The sequence below is a fragment of the Klebsiella sp. CN_Kp088 genome, from assembly GCF_040064335.1.
GTDB lineage: Bacteria > Pseudomonadota > Gammaproteobacteria > Enterobacterales > Enterobacteriaceae > Klebsiella > Klebsiella aerogenes.
Map to the genome: position 1 here is coordinate 24,137 of NZ_JBEAIQ010000034.1, position 19,179 is coordinate 43,315.

Annotated in this window: 18 protein-coding genes; 5 read left to right on the forward strand and 13 right to left on the reverse strand. The window is 56.2% G+C overall.

All coding sequences use genetic code 11. The annotated features are described in order from the left end of the window. Positions 1–8: 8 nt before the first annotated feature. Entirely contained in the window at positions 9–809 is an 801-nt protein-coding gene (yigL, locus tag ABLV08_RS21270) for a sugar/pyridoxal phosphate phosphatase YigL (RefSeq protein WP_020077589.1), read from the reverse strand. Between the two features lie 44 nt (positions 810–853). Beyond that, the gene (gene pldB, locus ABLV08_RS21275; protein ID WP_015703989.1) at positions 854–1,846 is read right to left on the reverse strand and encodes a lysophospholipase L2; all 993 of its coding nucleotides are present in this window, start codon (positions 1,844–1,846) and stop codon (positions 854–856) included. 109 nt (positions 1,847–1,955) lie between these two features. Here pldB and rhtB point away from each other — a divergent pair, with 109 nt between their 5' ends. After that, entirely contained in the window at positions 1,956–2,576 is a 621-nt protein-coding gene (gene rhtB, locus ABLV08_RS21280; RefSeq protein ID WP_032713807.1) for a homoserine/homoserine lactone efflux protein, read from the forward strand. A gap of 160 nt (positions 2,577–2,736) precedes the next feature. Further along, positions 2,737–3,645, forward strand: a complete 909-nt coding sequence (locus tag ABLV08_RS21285) for an Rpn family recombination-promoting nuclease/putative transposase (RefSeq protein WP_348856239.1) — start codon at positions 2,737–2,739, stop codon at positions 3,643–3,645. 47 nt (positions 3,646–3,692) lie between these two features. On the opposite strand, the gene rhtC is transcribed toward ABLV08_RS21285, so the two are convergent. From rhtC to pldA, 3 genes are all read right to left on the reverse strand, one after another. Beyond that, positions 3,693–4,313 (reverse strand): threonine export protein RhtC, encoded by a 621-nt coding sequence (gene rhtC / locus ABLV08_RS21290; RefSeq protein ID WP_032709539.1) that lies wholly within the window; start codon positions 4,311–4,313, stop codon positions 3,693–3,695. 61 nt (positions 4,314–4,374) lie between these two features. Next, positions 4,375–6,201 (reverse strand): ATP-dependent DNA helicase RecQ, encoded by a 1,827-nt coding sequence (gene recQ, locus ABLV08_RS21295; RefSeq protein WP_015368858.1) that lies wholly within the window; start codon positions 6,199–6,201, stop codon positions 4,375–4,377. Positions 6,202–6,268: 67 nt separating this feature from the next. Beyond that, the gene (gene pldA, locus ABLV08_RS21300; protein ID WP_032709537.1) at positions 6,269–7,141 is read right to left on the reverse strand and encodes a phospholipase A; all 873 of its coding nucleotides are present in this window, start codon (positions 7,139–7,141) and stop codon (positions 6,269–6,271) included. Between the two features lie 153 nt (positions 7,142–7,294). On the opposite strand from pldA, the gene yigI reads away from it, so the two are divergent. Both yigI and rarD read left to right on the forward strand, forming a co-directional pair. Beyond that, positions 7,295–7,759, forward strand: a complete 465-nt coding sequence (gene yigI, locus ABLV08_RS21305; RefSeq protein WP_004097567.1) for an acyl-CoA thioesterase YigI — start codon at positions 7,295–7,297, stop codon at positions 7,757–7,759. A gap of 48 nt (positions 7,760–7,807) precedes the next feature. Next, the gene (gene rarD, locus ABLV08_RS21310; RefSeq protein ID WP_015368860.1) at positions 7,808–8,701 is read left to right on the forward strand and encodes an EamA family transporter RarD; all 894 of its coding nucleotides are present in this window, start codon (positions 7,808–7,810) and stop codon (positions 8,699–8,701) included. Between the two features lie 88 nt (positions 8,702–8,789). Here rarD and corA read toward each other — a convergent pair whose 3' ends face one another. The 7 genes from corA to ABLV08_RS21345 all read right to left on the reverse strand — a co-directional run bounded on the left by corA (position 8,790) and on the right by ABLV08_RS21345 (position 15,704). After that, complete coding sequence (gene corA, locus ABLV08_RS21315; protein ID WP_002883400.1) at positions 8,790–9,740, reverse strand: magnesium/cobalt transporter CorA; 951 nt, start codon at positions 9,738–9,740, stop codon at positions 8,790–8,792. A gap of 355 nt (positions 9,741–10,095) precedes the next feature. Beyond that, positions 10,096–12,258 (reverse strand): DNA helicase II, encoded by a 2,163-nt coding sequence (gene uvrD / locus ABLV08_RS21320; protein WP_032709535.1) that lies wholly within the window; start codon positions 12,256–12,258, stop codon positions 10,096–10,098. 63 nt (positions 12,259–12,321) lie between these two features. After that, positions 12,322–13,038, reverse strand: a complete 717-nt coding sequence (yigB, locus tag ABLV08_RS21325) for a 5-amino-6-(5-phospho-D-ribitylamino)uracil phosphatase YigB (RefSeq protein ID WP_015368862.1) — start codon at positions 13,036–13,038, stop codon at positions 12,322–12,324. After that, positions 13,038–13,940, reverse strand: a complete 903-nt coding sequence (gene xerC, locus ABLV08_RS21330; RefSeq protein WP_110916326.1) for a tyrosine recombinase XerC — start codon at positions 13,938–13,940, stop codon at positions 13,038–13,040. Before xerC ends, yigB begins: the two co-directional genes overlap by 1 nt. After that, on the reverse strand, positions 13,937–14,644 hold the full coding sequence (locus tag ABLV08_RS21335; RefSeq protein WP_015368864.1) for a DUF484 domain-containing protein: 708 nt from the start codon (positions 14,642–14,644) through the stop codon (positions 13,937–13,939). Before ABLV08_RS21335 ends, xerC begins: the two co-directional genes overlap by 4 nt. Beyond that, positions 14,641–15,465: a diaminopimelate epimerase gene (gene dapF / locus ABLV08_RS21340; RefSeq protein ID WP_032713809.1), complete on the reverse strand. Its 825-nt coding sequence runs from the start codon at positions 15,463–15,465 to the stop codon at positions 14,641–14,643. Before dapF ends, ABLV08_RS21335 begins: the two co-directional genes overlap by 4 nt. A 35-nt stretch (positions 15,466–15,500) precedes the next feature. Further along, positions 15,501–15,704: a lipoprotein gene (locus ABLV08_RS21345; RefSeq protein WP_020077593.1), complete on the reverse strand. Its 204-nt coding sequence runs from the start codon at positions 15,702–15,704 to the stop codon at positions 15,501–15,503. A 139-nt stretch (positions 15,705–15,843) separates the two neighbouring features. Here ABLV08_RS21345 and cyaY point away from each other — a divergent pair, with 139 nt between their 5' ends. Continuing rightward, positions 15,844–16,164 (forward strand): iron donor protein CyaY, encoded by a 321-nt coding sequence (gene cyaY / locus ABLV08_RS21350; RefSeq protein WP_015368867.1) that lies wholly within the window; start codon positions 15,844–15,846, stop codon positions 16,162–16,164. A 133-nt stretch (positions 16,165–16,297) separates the two neighbouring features. Here the strand turns inward: cyaY and cyaA are convergent, their stop codons facing one another. Continuing rightward, a complete protein-coding gene (gene cyaA / locus ABLV08_RS21355; protein WP_015368868.1) occupies positions 16,298–18,850 on the reverse strand; it encodes a class I adenylate cyclase in 2,553 nt (850 codons plus the stop codon). Positions 18,851–19,179: the final 329 nt, after the last annotated feature.

Genomic DNA, 19,179 nt, shown 5'->3' on the forward strand with positions numbered 1-19,179 from the left:
AATCTTTATCAATCGAGGTACAGCTTGCGCAGGTAATGCGGTACGGCATCCTCAGCATTGCTGCCGATCACTTCCAGCTCCGGATGCAAATCCTTCAACCGCTGATGGGCGTTCGCCATGATGCAGCCTTTACCGGCCATCGACAGCATCTCGGCATCGTTCATGCCGTCGCCAAAGGCGATACACTCTTTGAGGCTGTAGCCGAGCATTTTCGCGACGGCCTCCAGCGCATGCCCTTTCGAAACACCGCCGGCCATCACTTCAAGGCAGGTCAATGTGGAGAAACTCACATTCACGCGGTCGCCCCAGCGCGCGTTGATAGCCTGCTCAAGCGGCAGCAGATGTTCATGATCTTCACAAGTGAAGAAAACTTTGCTGATGCCATCCGCATCCAGCTCGCCCGGTTCATAAAGCTTGTAGTTGAACACCGCCTCTTTGAAGAAGCGCATCTCTTCCGGGCGATGGCGATTCATAAACCATTCATCTTCACGATAGACGTTGGTCACAATCTTCACATCGTTACGCACCATCTCAAACAGATCGCTGGCGATATCGCGGTCGAGGTTATGAGCGAAGATTTGTTTACCTTCGCTATCGTGTACCCGCGCGCCGTTAGAGGTGATCATGTACGACTTAATGCCGAGATTATCGCGGATCTGCCCCACATCGATGTAGTGGCGGCCAGTGGCGAAAACGAAATTTATCCCGCGCGCGGTGAGTAGCTTCAGCGTCTCTTTGGCATAGGGGGTGAGGAAATGGTCGGGAGAAAGCAGCGTGCCATCTAAATCAGACGCAACAACCTGGTACATAAAAAATTTAACCTCTAAGCAGGGCGACGAGATCTATCGTCGGATTAAGTATGTCGATTGAAAAAATCGACGATGGCATTTAGCGCGACTGAGCGCATAGCGTCCTTTTCAAAAAGGATCTCATGATATGCCCCTTCAATAACGAGCGGCTTATCGCCTTCACAAGGGTGCCCGGCAGCGGAACGGAGTTCACAATAGCGGTCGTGCATCAGGTTATCGACCACCTTTTCATCCTCGGCCTGAATCAATAACGTCGGAGTCGTATCTTTCTCGACGCCAGACAATATCTCTTCACCGGCCAGAATACCTTCGCGCACCCAGTGATAGGTCGGCCCGCCGACGCGCAACCGCGGATCGTCGGCATAAAAACGCAGGTTGCGACGATAGCGCTGACGGCTATGAGTCAACACATTGAGCGAAAACGGCAGCGCCCGCCAGCGGCCCGTACCGATGGCATACTCTTCACGAATACGCTGATGGCCCTCAGCCCAGTCGAGAATATGGCGCACCATCCAGTCCGGCAGGCGCATGATGATGCCAAACATTGGCGCGCATAAGGCAATGGCGTCGCAATGCTGCCGGTGACGCTGCAAGAACAGCGTGGCAATGGCGCCGCCCATCGAGTGGGCGAGAATAAAACGTTTACGCCAGTGGCCGGGAACCACTTCCTGCTGCCAGAGCGCAGCCAGATCGTCAACATAATCGCTAAAGCGCACAACATGACCGCGGTGGGTATCAGACAGCAACCTACCGGAGCGCCCCTGACCGCGGTGATCGATAATCATCACGTCAAAGCCGCTGTGGAAGAGATCGTAGGCTAGTTCGGCATACTTCACGTAGCTTTCGATGCGGCCGGGGCAAATAACCACCAGCCGATCGTTATTTGCCGCGCAAAAGCGCACAAAGCGTACCGGAACCTTATCGACGCCCGTAAATTCAGCTTCTTCCCGCTGATGCCAGAAATCCGTCAGCGGCCCCATGGTAAAGGCCGCAAACGCGTTTTCTCGTGTGTCCCAGTCCTTTTGCTGCCCAAACATCGGGTTTACACCCCTGTTAACCGCTGAAAATCGTTTTTTTGTCGCACATCACACAATGCTGATGCAATAGCGTATTGTGGCATAAAAATAGACAATCAGGGAGATTCTCATGACCTTCGAGTGGTGGTTCGCTTATCTGCTGACATCAATCATTCTCAGCCTGTCGCCGGGTTCCGGCGCGATCAATACCATGACCACATCCATCAACCACGGCTATCGCGGCGCGGCGGCCTCTATTGCCGGCCTGCAAACCGGATTGGCCATTCATATCGTGCTGGTCGGCGTCGGTCTGGGCACGCTCTTCTCCCGCTCGGTACTGGCATTCGAAGTGTTGAAATGGGCGGGCGCGGCCTATCTTATCTGGCTGGGGATCCAGCAGTGGCGGGCGGCGGGTTCAATTGACCTGAATACGCTGGCGCGAACTCAAAGCCGCGGTAAGCTCTATCAACGCGCGGTGTTCGTCAATCTGACCAACCCAAAAAGTATCGTCTTCCTCGCTGCGCTGTTTCCCCAGTTCATCGTCCCGCATCAGCCACAGGTGATGCAGTACCTGGTACTCGGCGTCACCACCATTGTGGTCGATATCATTGTGATGATCGGTTACGCGACGCTGGCGCAGCGCATTGCGGCCTGGATTAAAGGTCCGAAGCAGATGAAGGCGCTGAATAAAGTGTTTGGTTCGCTGTTTATGCTGGTGGGGGCGCTGCTCGCTTCCGCTCGTCACGCCTGAAACTGGAATGGCGCTCGCATAGCGCGAGGCCACTTGCGGCCGGAGTCGTATTATCACGCGTGCTGGCGCGCAAAGATGAAAGAGACTTTATCCGCGCGCTGTCGGCCCCGCCTTTTCAGTGCCAGAATGCCGCCATTGGGTTTATTCACGGATGAACGAAATGGCGGAAACGGCAACCCCACATGATGCAGTCTTTAAGACCTTTCTGTCGCGGGTCGAAACGGCGCGCGATTTTATCGAGATCCACCTTCCTCCGGCGTTAATTCAGGTTTGCAAACTGGATACGCTGCGCCTGGAATCCGAGAGTTTTCTGGAAGATGACCTGCGGCCCTACTACAGCGATATTCTTTATTCGCTGGAGACAAACCGCGGCCCGGGGTATATCCATGTTCTGATAGAACACCAGAGTTCACCTGATAAACTGATGGCGTTTCGTCTGATGCGCTACGCCATCGCCGCCATGCAGAGGCATCTGGAGAATGGTCATAAAACGTTACCGCTGGTAATTCCCATTCTCTTTTATCAAGGACGTCGCAGCCCCTATCCCTGGTCGCTGAACTGGCTGGATAATTTTGACGACTCGATGCTTGCCCATCAGCTCTATTCAGGTGCATTTCCGCTGGTCGATATTACGGTGATCCCTGATGACGAAATTATGCGCCACCGCAGTATGGCGGCGCTTACGCTGGTACAAAAACATATTCGCCAGCGCGATATGGCACAGCTGCTTGACAAGTTGACCCACCTCTTAATGTTGGAGCAGATGAGCGGACAACAAATCGCCGTGCTGATAAAATATATGGCTCAGGCGGGAGAAGCTCAGGATATTCGGGCGCTATTGTATGGGCTGGCACAGCGTGTGCCGCAGCATGGAGGAATGCTAATGACTCTGGCAGAAACGTGGCTCGCAGAAGGCAGAGAGAAAGGTATTAAAGAAGGCATTAAAGAAGGAAAACTACAGGCCCTTTTACAGGTCGCCGCAGCGATGCTCAATCGCGGTATGGATGACGATGCTATCCTGGAAATGACCGGTTTGACCAGGGATGAACTACAGCGCCTTCGTCACTAATGTCTGCCCCACCCGGCAACAAACCGGGTGGATAATCGCATGACGAGTTAGCGCGAAATGATCAGATGAATGCCGAAACCGGCAAACAGGGTTCCTGCGATGCCGTCTATCCACTTTGCCATCCGCTGATAGCCGCGGCGCATTTTCGGCAGTGCGAAGAGGCTGGCTACGATGGTGAACCACGCCAGCGTTTCAAGGACGATCAGCAGGAAAATCCCCCAACGCGCACCGGCGCCGATGTTATCGCCAACGAACAGTGAAAAGACCGAGCCGAAGTAGATAATGGCTTTCGGATTGGCGAGATTGGTCAGCAGGCCCTTCAGGAAACTGCGTCCGCTACGCGCCAACTCAACCTGCGGTTCCGCCGTGACAATGTCGTTTTTCTTCAGCGCGCCGCGCAGCATTTGATAGCCCATCCAGCACAGATAGAGACCGCCGCCGACCATAATCAACGTATGCAGCCAGGCCATTTTCTCGATAATCAGGTGCAAGCCGAGCAGCGCTACGCCCGCCCAGACCATCACGCCGCCGGTGATCCCCAGCACGCCCATCATCGCCTCTTTGCGCGAGCGGCTCACCGCGGTTTGCGAAACAAAGAAAAAATCCGGCCCCGGACTCATTAGCGCAATGATGTGCACCAGCGCCACGGTGAGAAAAAGCATCAACATGTTTAACTCGCAGGGAAATAGTGAAGAAGGAAACTATTCTGGCACCTTTTCCCGCGGCTGACTACTCATCATCGCCATCGACATGAGCACGTATCAGCGCCATGAATTCTTTACCGAAGCGCTCAAGCTTGCGGGTCCCCACGCCGTTGACGCTGAGCATTTCCCCGGCGGTGAGCGGCGACTGTTCGGCCATCTCAATCAGCGTCGCGTCGTTAAAGACGACATAGGGCGGGATATTCTCCTCGTCGGCGATCGCTTTACGTAATTTACGCAGCTTGGCGAACAGCTTGCGGTCATAATTGCCGCCGAAGGATTTCTGCATCGCTTTCGGTTTTAGCGCCACGATACGCGGCACGGCGAGCTGCAGCGGGACTTCACCGCGCAGTACCGGACGCGCGGCCTCGGTGAGCTGCAGCGCGGAGTGCTGGGCAATATTTTGCGTAACCAGTCCGAGGTGAATTAACTGACGAATCACGCTCACCCAATGCTCGTGGCTCTGCTCGCGACCAATACCGTACACCGGCAGTTTATCGTGGTTCAGGTCGCGGATACGCTGATTGTTGGCGCCGCGGAGTACTTCAACCACATAGCCCATCCCGAAGCGCTGATTCACCCGATAAATAGTTGAAAGCGCCTTACGCGCGTCCATTAAGCCATCGTACTGCTTTGGCGGATCAAGACAGATATCACAGTTGCCGCACGGCTCCTGACGCCCTTCGCCAAAATAGTTCAGCAGCACCAGACGGCGACAGGTCTGCGCTTCGGCAAAGGCGCCCATCGCATTCAGCTTATGACGTTCAATATCCTGCAGCGGCCCGGCGGGCTTCTCCTCCAGGCAGCGGCGCAGCCACGCCATATCCGCCGGATCGTAAAACAGCATCGCTTCCGCCGGCAGCCCGTCACGCCCGGCGCGGCCGGTTTCCTGATAATAGGATTCAATGTTGCGCGGGATATCAAAGTGCACCACAAAACGGACGTTCGGCTTGTTAATGCCCATACCGAAGGCCACCGTCGCCACCACGATCTGCAGATCGTCGCGCTGGAATTTCTCCTGCACGTCGGCACGAATATCATTTTCCAGACCAGCATGGTAGGCCGCCGCGCTGATGCCGCGGCTTTGCAGCCTGGCGGCGGTGTCTTCAACTTTAGAACGGCTGTTACAGTAGATAATCCCTGATTTACCGCGCTGATCCTGGACGTAACGCATCAGCTGATCGAGCGGCTTAAATTTCTCCATCAGCATATAGCGGATATTGGGGCGATCGAAGCTACTGACCTGAATCAGCGGATCGTTGAGCCCCAGCAGGCGAACAATATCGCGGCGGGTGGTGTCATCCGCGGTGGCGGTGAGCGCCATAAACGGAATATGCGGCATCCGCTGGCGCAGCTGGCCCAACGCGGCATATTCCGGGCGGAAATCATGGCCCCACTGCGAGATACAGTGCGCCTCATCTACCGCCAGCATCGCTAAGTTCCAGTGGCTCAGATGCTCGAGAAAGTTGTCCAGCATCAGGCGTTCCGGCGCGATATACAGCAGACGAATCTGCCCGCTGCGGCAGCCCGCCATCACTTCTTGCTGCTGCTCGCGGCTTTGCGTTGAATTAAGACAGGCCGCGGCGACGCCGTTCGCCAGCAGCTGATCGACCTGGTCTTTCATCAGCGAAATCAGCGGCGACACGACAACCGTCAGGCCGCCGAGGACCAATGCAGGTACCTGGTAGCACAGCGACTTACCGCCGCCGGTCGGCATCACTACAAGGCAATCGCGGCCTTCCAGCGCCGTGGCGATAATCGATTCCTGGCCCGGGCGGAACTGCTGGTAGCCGAAGGTCTCTTGTAAAACCTGCTTAGCCAGCGATTCCTGATTTAATACTTCCGCCTGTGCCACGTTGACCCCATTCGCCTGAAAAGAAAACAGGCGCTATTTTCAGCGCCTGCGAGCCAGAGTGCAACGATTAAAACAGATCGTTGAGCATCACGCCGACGCCGACGCGCGTCTGATTGAAGTTATAGTCGATGAGCGACTCGCCATAACCGCTGTACACCTGAGTATAGGCGCGCACGTGCTTGGTAATAGGGTAACTGACCCCGATTTCCGCGCCGCCGTAGCCGGTATTCCAGTTATATTGCCCCTGAGCGCTAAAAATAGCCTCCCCCAGCTGGTAGCCAATCTTCAGGCGGTAGTAACCCATGTATTTGGTGATATCGGGGTTATCATCGGTACTGCCGACCACATACCACGGCTTCACTTCAACCAGCCAGTTACCGTTTTGCGCCATCAGGCGAGTATACAGGCGGTTCCAGCTACGTGACGTTGGATCGGAACGGCCGTTAGAGTCGTGGTTATAGCCGACTTCGATATCGCGCAAGGTCCAGCCGGCAAACTCATAATCCGTCGCGAAGCCAAGGAAGAGCTGAGGCTCGTAGTTGGTTTCGCGAAACGGCGCCGAGCCTTTACTGTTAGAGAGCTGCCACCAGGATTTTTGCGTATAGGAGGCGCCAAGCAGCGAATTATCGCCGAGAATACCGCGCCATAACGGGAACGCCAGGCTGAGCTGGAACTTCACCTCATCCTTACGCGCGTCATCGGCCCAGTCGTAACTACGAATTGCCTCTTTATTGAGATCGCTGGTCCATGTATAGAGCAGATAGTTGCTCTCATAAGGATAAAGCAAGAACGGATTATCATGATCCTGCAGCAGGTTGGCGATAATACTGCCCCGTACCGCGGGTTTGTCATGAACGGTTTGTTCAATCGGCGCGTCCTGCGCCAGAACGCCTGCTGGTAACGCGCTAAGCGCCAGCAGCCAGGCTAAAGAGATACGCATTACTGTTCTCCTGAAGAATGGTTCTTATTAATGTTTTGTCCTGCTGCCATTCTACCTATTTATCCACCTCCCGCTGCGTTATCGCCTCCGAAAGTGGAAATCAATATTTTTGAAGCATAAAATCAACATTTCATTAACGAATGGACCTCTGCTATGTCTGAACTGACCGCCGCCGCCGCGCTAAAGCTGGTGGGCGAGATTTTTGTTTATCATATGCCTTTTAACCGTGCCCTTGGGCTGGAACTGGAACGGTATGAAAAAGAGTTTGCCCAGCTCAGCTTTAATAATCAGCCGATGATGGTTGGCAACTGGGCGCAGAGTATTCTGCACGGCGGCGTTATTGCGTCTGCGCTGGATGTCGCCGCGGGGTTGGTCTGCGTCGGCAGCACCCTGACTCGCCATGACACCATCAACGAAGAAGAGCTGCGCCAGCGCCTCTCGCGGATGGGAACTATCGATTTGCGCGTCGATTATTTACGCCCTGGCCGCGGCGAACGCTTCACCGCGACCAGCAGCCTGCTGCGTGCCGGAAACAAAGTCGCCGTGGCTCGCGTCGAGCTGCATAACGAAGAGCAGGTTTATATCGCCAGCGCCACAGCCACCTATATGGTGGGTTGATTGCCGCAGATCGAGTAACATCACTCTCTTTGGCAATGGATTCTACCAATGGACGCAAAACAAACGCGGCTGGGCGTTATGCTGGCGCTGGCCGCCTATTTTATCTGGGGTATCGCGCCGGCGTACTTCAAACTTATTTACTACGTTCCCGCCGATGAAATCCTGACCCATCGCGTGATCTGGTCTTTCTTTTTCATGGTGGCGCTCATCAGCGTCAGCCGCCAGTGGCCGCAGGTAAAAAAACTGCTAAAAACCCCGCGCAAGATCTTCCTGCTCGCGCTCTCTGCGGTGCTTGTCGGCGGCAACTGGCTGCTCTTTATCTGGGCGGTCAATAACCACCATATGCTGGAAGCTAGCCTCGGCTACTTTATTAACCCGCTGGTTAATATCGTGCTCGGGATGATTTTCCTCGGCGAACGCTTTCGTCGGCTGCAGTGGTTGGCGGTGATCCTCGCTTTTTGCGGCGTGCTGGTGCAACTTTGGACCTTCGGCTCACTGCCGGTAATCGGCCTTGGGCTAGCCTTCAGCTTTGCCTTCTACGGACTGGTACGTAAGAAAATCGCCGTCGATGCGCAGACCGGCATGTTGGTGGAAACGCTATGGCTGCTGCCAGTGGCAGCGATCTGGCTTTTCGGCATCACCGATAGCCCAACCAGCCATATGGGAGACAACCCCTGGTCGCTCAATTTACTGCTGATGGCCGCGGGCGTGGTAACTACCATCCCCCTGCTGTGCTTTACCGGTGCGGCAACCCGCCTGCGCTTGTCGACGTTGGGCTTTTTCCAGTACATTGGCCCGACGCTGATGTTCCTGCTGGCGGTAACGTTCTACGGTGAAGTGCCGGGCACGGATAAGATGGTAACCTTCGCCTTTATCTGGGTGGCGCTGGCGATATTCGTGATGGATGCGGTATATACGCAAAGACGGGGGCGCCGGGGATAGGATATTACCCGATGTCGGCTACGCCTTATCCGGCCTACAAAAGCACAACACGTAGGCCCGGATAAGCGAAGCGCATCCGGCACAACAACTACAGCCAGTTTTTACGCTTGAAGTAGAGATACGGCGCCAGGCCTGCCAACATCATAAACACGATGGCTCCCGGATAACCAAAGCTCCAGTGTAGTTCCGGCATAAACTCAAAGTTCATCCCATAGCTGGACGCCACCAGCGTCGGCGGCAGGAACACGACCGAAACCACCGAGAAGATCTTGATAATGCGGTTCTGCTCGATGTTGATAAAGCCCATCGCCGCCTGCATCAGGAAGTTCACCTTCTGGAACAGCGATTCGTTGTGCGGCAGCAGGGATTCGATATCTCGCAGGATCTCTCGCGCCTGTTCCAGCTGGCCTGCCGGCAGGCGCGCCTTGCGCACGAGGAAGTTTAGCGCGCGCTGGGTATCCATCAGACAGAGGCGAACCTTCCAGCCGATATCTTCCAGTTCCGCCAGCGTCGACAGCGCTTCGTCGTACTCGTCGCCCTGGTGGCCTTCCATAATCACGCGGCTCAGCTTTTCCAGGTCGCTGTAGATGTTTTCTATCTCATCCGCCAGCTGTTCGATTTTGGTCTCGAACAGATCTAACAGCAGCTCGTAGGCGTTGCCGTCGACCAGCGTCTGGTTACGCACACGCATGCGGTACAGGCGAAAAGCGGGTAGTTCACGCTCGCGCAATGTAAACAGGCGGCCTTCGCGGATGGTAAACGCCACGGTTGAGTTACCGGCGTGATCGTCGGCATCTTCGAAAAAGAAAAAGGAGTGGATGTGTAAACCATCTTCGTCTTCAAAGAAACGCGCTGACGCTTCGATGTCTTCCAGTTCCGGGCGCGTCGCCAGGTTCTGGCCTAACTCCGTTTGCACACGGCTACGTTCGTCATCGTCTGGCTCGACCAGATCGACCCACACCGAGCTGGCGAGATGCTTGATCTCATCGGCCTCAAGGCGCGTTAAACGATTATTTTCCAGTTGAAATGCGCTCAGCATGACCGGGACTCCCAATACAAAAAATTTATCGGACAGTTCGATGGGCACACAGAAACTATTTGGGTTTCAGACCATTAAGCCTGACTCAGAGCGACGGGGATAGGACGAGTCGCCGACAACCGCTAAGGCTATCGGCATAAGGGGATAGCCTTAGGAGTTGTTCCTGAATGACAGGAAGTTGAGCCAGCATCTACTGGGTGTGTCCAAGGCGAATGTCCTCTTAGCGTAATCGTGCGCGCATGTTACGCCAGCGCCAAAACGGCGTCAACACGCAAGGGAACGCTAAAGAGCAAATCCTGCCCTTTAGCATATAAGGCTAGCAGATTATTACAAAAAAATTATATTTTTCTTAAAGTTACACCGTTTCCAGCCGGGCATAGGCGGCAACCAGCCATTTAATTCCCTGCCCCTGGAATGCCACCTGCAGCCGGCTATGTTCACCGCTGCCCTCAAGGTTTACGATGGTGCCTTCGCCGAACTTCGGATGCCGGACCCGCTGGCCCAGCTTATAGCCGGTATCGTTCTCCGCCACCGGAGTACCGAGGCGCTGATGGTTAACCGGGCGGCTCACCGTAGCCCGCAGCCGCACCTCTTCCACGCACTCTTCCGGCAGCTCGCCGATAAAGCGCGATGGGCGATGGTAAACCTCTTTGCCGTACAAACGACGGGTTTCGGCGTAGGTCAGTGTCAGTTTCTGCATCGCGCGCGTCACGCCGACGTAGGCCAGACGACGCTCTTCCTCCAGACGACCGCCCTCATCAAGCGCCATCTGGCTCGGGAACATCCCCTCTTCAACGCCGACGATAAACACCTGCGGGAACTCCAGCCCTTTTGCCGAGTGCAGAGTCATCAGCTGTACCGCATCCTGCCAGGTATCCGCCTGCCCTTCGCCGGCTTCCAGCGCGGCGTGGGAGAGGAACGCCTGTAGCGGCATCAGATCTTCATCTTCTTCGTTGTAGCTGAACTGGCGCGTCGCCGTCACCAGTTCCTCTAAGTTTTCGATACGGGTCTGGCCCTTCTCGCCTTTTTCCTGCTCGTACATCATACGCAGGCCGGAATCTTTAATGACCCGGTCAGTCTGGACATGCAGCGGCATATCGGCAGTTTCCTGCGCCAGCGCGTCGATAAGCTCCATAAAGCGCTGCAGAGCGCTGGCCGCGCGGCCTGCCAGCACTTTCTCTTTGAGCAGCTCGCGGCAGGCCTGCCACAGCGTCAGCTGACGATCGCGCGAGGTCTGGCGCACCACATCCAGGGTACGATCGCCGATGCCGCGGGTAGGCGTATTGACCACGCGCTCAAACGCCGCGTCATCGTTGCGGTTAGCAATCAGACGCAGATAAGAGAGCGCATCTTTGATTTCCTGACGTTCGAAGAAGCGCATGCCGCCGTAGATACGGTACGGCATGCTGGCCTGTAGCAGCGCCTCTTCCAGCACGCGCGACTGGGCGTTGCTACGATAGAGAATGGCGCACTGCTCCAGCGCTCCGCCGTTCTCCTGCCAGGTTTTAATTCGGTTAACCACGAAACGCGCTTCATCAAGATCGTTGAAGGCGCAGTACAGCGAAATGGGTTCGCCGTCGGCGCCGTCGGTCCACAGTTTTTTGCCCAACCGCCCGTTGTTGTTTTCAATCAGGGCGTTGGCGGCGCTGAGAATATTGCTGGTCGAACGATAGTTCTGCTCCAGACGAATAGTTTCCGCCCCCGGGAAGTCATTCAGGAAGCGCTGAATGTTTTCAACCTGCGCGCCGCGCCAGCCGTAAATCGACTGGTCATCATCGCCGACAATCATCACTTTGCCGGTATCGCCCGCCAGCAGGCGGATCCAGGCATATTGAATGTTGTTGGTATCCTGGAATTCGTCGACGAGAATATTGGTGAAGCGCTCGCGGTAGTGCTGCAGGATGTGCGGTTTGTTCAGCCACAGTTCGTGCGCGCGCAGCAGCAGCTCGGCGAAGTCCACCAGCCCGGCGCGATCGCAGGCTTCCTGATAGGCCTGATACACCTTCTGCCAGGTTTGTTCGACCGGGTTGCCGTAGCTCTGAATATGGTGCGGGCGCAGCCCTTCATCTTTTTGGCTGTTGATGTACCACATCGCCTGACGCGGCGGCCATTGTTTCTCATCCAGGTTCATCGCCTTAATCAGGCGCTTCAGCAGGCGTAGCTGGTCTTCGCTATCGAGGATTTGGAAATCCTGCGGCAGGTTGGCATCCAGATGATGGGCGCGTAGCAGGCGATGGGCCAGGCCGTGGAAGGTGCCGACCCACATACCGCCCTGGGTGGTGCCCATCAGTTGGCCGATACGGTGGCGCATTTCCGCCGCCGCTTTGTTGGTAAAGGTCACCGCCATAATGGAATATGGCGAGCAGTTCTCTACGCTCAGCAGCCAGGCGATACGGTGCACCAGTACGCGCGTCTTACCACTGCCCGCCCCTGCCAGAACCAGCATATTGGTGCGCGAGGCCGCTACGGCTTCACGCTGTTTGTCATTAAGGCTGTCGAGCAGGTAAGAAACGTCCATTGGCACCGCCGGAAGAGAAGGGGTTCCACGAACCCCTGTTAATATATACAGAGTTACTGGTGATTATATCAGCGAGGTCAGAGATGCCAACCGTGAAATTTCAATATGCGGCAGCAAGCGGCTATCGGCGGTTTTCATCAGAGAGGCGTCCTGCGGCTTGATCCAGCAGGCCTGCATTCCACAGCGAATAGCGCCAGCTACGTCGGTGGTCAGATCATCGCCGACGTGCAGAATCTGCCCGAGCGGCAAATCCAGACGCTCCGCCGCCAGATGGTACATATCGGCAAACGGCTTGGAGCGGCCATCCGGACCCGCGCGCAGCACGAAACGGAAATAGTCATTCAGCCCGAACAGTTCCGGCTGGGCGTTACCGTTGGTGATAGCCACCAGCGGCCATTTCTGCGCCAGCTTCGCCAGCGTATCGTGCGTCTCCTGCGGCACGTCGACGCGACTGCGCCAGTGGGCGAAGTTTTCCATCGCCGCATCGGCGCCGGCTTTCGCCTCGGCGGCGGAGAGCCCGGCATTACGCATCCCTAACTCCAGCGCGCGGTGGCGCCAGACGGTGACGTCATGATAAATCTCAGGTTCTGAGGACAATAGCGTTTGTCGCAGTTGATTAAGCGCATGGGCATCAAACTGGCTCAGCGCCGGATGATAATTGCGCACAAACGTCAGCGATTCCTGCATCGTCCGGTCAATCACCGGGCGGTTATCATAAAGGGTGTCATCCAGGTCGAACGTCAGCGCGGAGATCGGGCCCAGAGGTCGGTAAAAACGCATTATTTCCCCCGTTTAGCGCGCGGATGCGCGGCATCGTACACCGAGGCAAGGTGTTGAAAATCGAGATGGGTATAGATTTGGGTGGTAGAGAGATTGGCATGCCCCAGCAGCTCCTGCACGCCGCGCAGATCGCCGCTCGACTCCAGCATATGCGTCGCGAAGGAGTGCCGCAGCTTATGCGGATGCACGTGGCTATTGAGCCCCTGCTTGATCCCCCATTCGGCAAACCGCTTCTGCACGTTGCGCGCTGAAATGCGCTTACCCAGCTTCGACAAAAACAGCGCGTCGTCATCGCCGCCGAACAGGCCGCGTAAATCCAGCCAGTGTTCGATCCACGCCACCGCGTTGCGCCCAATTGGCAGGCGGCGCTCTTTGCTGCCTTTACCCATCACCCACACTTCCCCTGACTCAAGATCAAGGTGCTTAATATCAAGGTTAACTAACTCAGAAAGACGCAGCCCCGCGCCGTACATCACTTCCAGCATCGCCCGGTCGCGCACCGCGAGCGGGTCGTTAAGGTCGATATCCAGAAGCCGATTCACATCATCAACGTCGATATTTTTCGGTAAGTGGCGGGGAATTTTTGGCGCCGCAATCCCCTTCGCCGGGTTAGCCGCTAACTCGCCCTGGCTGACCATCCAGTCGAAGAAACTGCGCAAGGCGGAAAGCCGCAGCGCCAGGCTCGCCGGGCCTAAGCCCGCGCGGCGGCTGCGCACGGCAAAGCTACGTACCTGAGCGGCGTCGCACTGCTGCCAGCTTTTTAAGCCAGCATCATCCGCCAGCGCGATCAGCGCTTCCAGCTGGCGCTGGTAATTCGTGAGCGTAATCGGGCTAAGCTGGCGCTCTACGCCGAGATAGCGCAGGAAGCGGTCGACGCAGGCGAATAGCGGGGAGTGGCTCATGCGCGTTCAATCCAGCGCTCCAGCAGGCCGGGCAGCATACGGGCGATCTCCTGCAGTAGCTGTGTTCCCTGACCTTGCTGATAATGCTGCGGATCGCGGCTGCTGAAGAACATCACCCCCGGTGCGTCGTCATCGCCCAGTAGCGACATCGCCACCGAGCCAATAGCTTTCGCATCCGGCAGCACCACCAACAGCTCTGGCCCGTTCAGCGGACCAAGATAGTGACGTGCCTGGCCCAACCGTTGGATACGAATGGGTTCGAACGCCTGCCGGCTCAACGCCAGATGGGTGAATTTAGACGGCGCGCCGAGATGCCAGCTGTCCGGAAACAGGCGCACCGTCGCGCCCGCCAGGCCCAGCTCGCGCGCCCAACGATGAAAGCGGTTGAGCATTTCATCCAGGCTATCGGCGGACGCCAGGCGCGTCTGCAGATGGAACAGGCGCTGAAACAGGCTTTGATTGGCCGTCGCCTGTTCCATCAGCAGCGTCATATTTTCTTCCAGCACGTTGATATGGTTACGCGCCCGCAGCATATGCCACTCGACCAGCGAGATGGTGCCGCGCACCGGATGCGGGACGCGGATATGCTCTACCTGCGCTGCATTACGAATAAAGAACTCAGGATTTTGCAGCAGATAATCTACTACCGCGCTGTCGTCGAGCGCTGTGGCGAGTTCCTGCTGTTCTTCCCCGATCTGTTTCATAGATGAATAAATCCGTCGTAGACATGTGCCGCCGGGCCAGTCATATACAACGGTTGACCCGGACCTTTCCAGGCGATGTCGAGACGCCCGCCTGGCAATTCCACGCGTACCTCTTCGGCGAGTAATCCCTGTTGGATACCGACCGCCACCGCCGCACAGGCGCCGCTGCCGCAGGCCTGCGTTTCACCTGCGCCGCGTTCATAGACGCGCAGACGAATATGAGAGCGTTCCACTACCTGCATAAAGCCGATATTGGCGCGTTCCGGAAAACGTTCGTGGCTTTCCATCACCGGACCGAGGGTTTCAACCGCGGCGGTGTCCACGTTATCGACCTGAATCACGCAGTGCGGGTTGCCCATTGAGACGACGCCGCACAATATTGTCTGTTCAGCCGCACGCATAATATAGGTCTTTTCCGCTTTGTTGGCGCGGAACGGGACCTGAGACGGCTCGAAATTCGGCTCGCCCATGTTAACGCGCACCAGATCATCTTCCGTTACGCTTAATACCATACGCCCATTGGCGGTGCTCACACGGATATCACGTTTATTGGTCAGGCCTTTTAAACGGACAAAGCGGGCGAAGCAGCGCGCGCCGTTGCCGCACTGCGAGACTTCGCTACCGTCAGCATTGAAGATACGGTAGTGGAAGTCCAGATCGGGATCGTACGGCGGCTCGACAACCAACAGCTGGTCGAAGCCGACGCCAAGATGCCGATCCGCAAGGCGACGAATCAGCTCCGGTGAGAAGAAAACATTCTGCGTTACCGCATCAACAACCATGAAGTCGTTGCCGAGGCCATGCATTTTAGAGAACTGCATTATCTACTCCAATTGCGCGGAACAGAACGTTATCGTTAATAGTTAACCTGGGTCGGACCGCCATTATCGCCGCGATCGTTACGATCCGGCGTCGCGCTCTGAATGCCTGGGTTAACCGGCTTGGTCGGCGGCGGCGCGGTTTTGTCTGCCGGCGGGAAATACAGCGGCCCTTTCAAACCGCAGCCGGTCAGGCTGAAGATTGCAAACAGAACGGCAAGCGTGGGTAAAACGTTTTTCATTGATAGTTGCCCATGATTCATTCGTTACTGCTTTCTATCATCGCAGGAGAAGACGTAAAAGCAAGCGTTTAGCATCTGACTGCACGCGCTTTTGTTTCGCGCTATACTGCGGCCATCTTCAAAAAAGCAGGATAGAACCATGAACGACAGTGAATTCCATCGCCTGGCCGATAGCCTGTGGATGACCATCGAAGAACGTCTGGACGATTGGGACGGCGACAGCGATATCGACTGCGAAATCAACGGCGGCGTGCTGACCATCAGCTTCGAAAATGGCAGTAAGATCATTATTAACCGTCAGGAGCCACTGCATCAGGTCTGGCTGGCGACCAAGCAAGGCGGCTATCACTTCGATCTGCAAGGCGACGAGTGGATCTGCGATCGCAGCGGCGAACGCTTCTGGGATCTGCTGGAGCAGGCGGCAAGCAATCAGGCCGGCGAGACGGTGAGCTTCCGTTAATGAGGTGTTTCCCGGATGGCGGCGCATCGCGCCTTATCCGTGCTACCCGACGACATAGAACCGTAGCCCTGCTAAGCGCAACGCCAGCAGGGAATATCTCCGGATAGCGCATCGCGCCTTATGCGGGCCAAATCTACGAGTAGCGCTGCTGCAGCACCGGTGAGGCGACAGCTTCCTGGCCCGGCGGCACCGCGGCGGCAATCGCTTGGCTGCGGAACGGGATCACCTGCGTGCGTCCGTCAACTTCGACTATCTGATAGAACTGCGGCAGGTTGAAGTTAATGAAGCTGGAGCCGTAGGTGAAGCGATCGTGCGATGACGAGTAGAAGCGGCTGACGTCGCGCACCAGCTCTTCTTTGCTGCCTTCGCAGTGGTGATAGACCTCTGCGCGGTTGCTTTCATCGAGAATGTAGATGTTAAAGCCGCTATCATTGTTATCCGCATCTTCAAAGAAGAATTGAATAATCCCTTCGCTGGCGAAGCCATCCACCACCGCCGGCAGCTTAACGTGATTGGTTTCTACCTGTACCGACAGGCCGTGGAGCTTGTTGTGCGAGATAGCGCCGTAGAACTCAATGGCGTTTTCCAGCTTCTGCACCGAAACGTTCAGGCGTTCAAAGAACAGGCCCCAGGTCTGGCCGGAGACGCGCAGCGCTTTGAAGCGCCCGGTATCCTGACGGGTACTGGAGAGACGCAGTTCGATGCACTCGGAGACCATCTGCTGCACGCGGGTGCGAATAAGGCCGCGCAGATGCTGGCTGTAGCAGAACACCTCCACGCTATCCGGCGGCGCGGCGTCCTGATGCATTTTGCCGAGAATAGTTTTCAGCGCTTCGATCATCGCCTGCTCGCCGTTAAAGTGCAGCGTACGCACTTCGTTCCACGAGTTGCGATACAGCAGGTCGACGCTGCCAATCAGGCATTTTTGCTCTTCGCCGAAGCTGAAAACGTCGAGCTTACGGAAGTCGAAATGCACCACCTGATTGCGGAAAGCCGCCGTCGGGTCATATTCGAGGTTAACGATAATCGCCAGGTGGCGAATTTCGCACGGGCTGTACAGCGCTTTTGGCGTCGGCGCCGGCAGACGCAGCGGGAAGTGGTGCGACACGTCGGCCACCATCTCCTGCAGCTTCGGCAAATCGACGATACCGTTGCCCTTAATAAACAGACGGGTGCGTGAGGTCAGCAGGCCGTTAAACCAGGCCCAGGCCACCAGCTTATTAAGATAACGGTTATATTCCAGCGGCTGATGGCTGATGATCGATTCCATATCCGGCGCGCGATTATACAGATACCAACCGGTACGGTTGGCGCGGCCCGGCGGCACGTGGATAAAGGTCAGATTCGGTTCCGACAGGTCCGGTGAAATTTGCGGGTTTACCAGGGTAACCTTGCCCGGCAAGGCTTCAAAGGCCGCATACAACTTACGCGTCAGCACGCCGATATCCTGCGGGCTGGCGGAGACGCTGAGGTTATTGCGACGCGCGAAGCGGATCAGATTACGATAGCTCTGCATCATCGCGTCGAGCAGTTCGTTGTGCGCTTTGCGCACTTCATCGATTTTCCAGTTAGCGCGGTTATCGAGCATCATCAGACGCTTTTCATCCCAGCCCCACTCTTTCACCAGTTGGCTGACGACTTCACGACGCCAGCCCACACAGGCGCGCTCGCGGCTGAGTTTTTCACAGACTTTCAGATAGAAGCAGCGGCGTACCAGATCGAGACGGGTGTCGTCTTCGATAGCCTGCAGATAGGCGGTTACGCGCTCCAGCATCATGCAGTAGGGGTCGAGACCGAATGAGACAATCTCGCCATCGTGCAGGCGCTGTTTAATATCTTTCGCCAACAGGCGGTTGTTGGGGTATTCCCACGAGTAGGCTTCCAGCAGCAGCGTTTTCAGCACCGCTTTATACGGGGAGTCGATGCTCTTATACAGCTGCCACAGGCTGGCGCCGAAGTACTCTTCCGCCGACAGAGAACTGAGGCCACCGAGATCGAGCCATTCGTTTGGCGTCAGCACGCCCTGGGCATACAGTCCCATCACGTAATCATCGTAATGGTCTTCTTCATCGCCCGGCACCATATTCCACAGAATACGTTTCCCGGCGAGACGCACGGCGGTGCGGTAAAATTCATCGAGCAACAAAATATGCTGGGTCGAACCACAGTCTTCGCCGCCGAGGCTGCCGCTTTCGTTATGGCGGAAGCGGTTTTCGTCGATCAGGAAGAAACTGACCTCGACGCCGAGCGACGCCGCCCAGCTTTCAAGCAGGCTGCATTTACGCTGCAGCAGTTGGCGTTCTTCGTTATCCAGCCAGGCCTGATGGCATACCCAGATATCCAGATCGGAAGAGCAGCTTTGCCCGACGGAAGAGGTACTGCCCATCGAATAGACGCCGGTAATCGGCAGTTCGCCTTTCGGCGGCTCCTGCGTTAGCAGGCCGCGATGCAGTTCGAGTTCGTCAAGATAGTGGCGTTGGGTTTCATCAGGCGTGTAGAGGCAAATGCCGCGGGGAACGTTACCGTCAAGGTAACCCGGCATCAGCGGGTGATGATAATGTAGTAATGTCGGCAGAAGACTGTAAACCTGCTGGAAAGCAGGTCCCATGGCAGCAAGCGCGCGATCCACGCGCAGTTGGTTGATGGCATCCAGTCTCTGTTTCAGTGTCTCAATATAGAGGTACAAGACATATCGCCTGATGTTCAAAAATCCGACGTACAATAGTACGGAGGATTTCAGTATTTCAACAAGAACCGTCACCATTCGTCATCGGTGTGGTTGTGATGAACTGCTGGCTGACAAATGGTTTAAAACGTGATCAATTTAACACCTTGCTGATTGACCGTAAAGAAAGATGCGCTACATACAAGTGTAGCACCGTTTGCCGGGTGTAAATTCCCCACTACGCTTGCGGCAACCGCACGCGCATGAAACGCTAAAGGTCATCATGCCAGCATCCCACATTAACCGTGAAACTAACATCCCTAAAGCAACAATGTTAGGATGGCTCATGG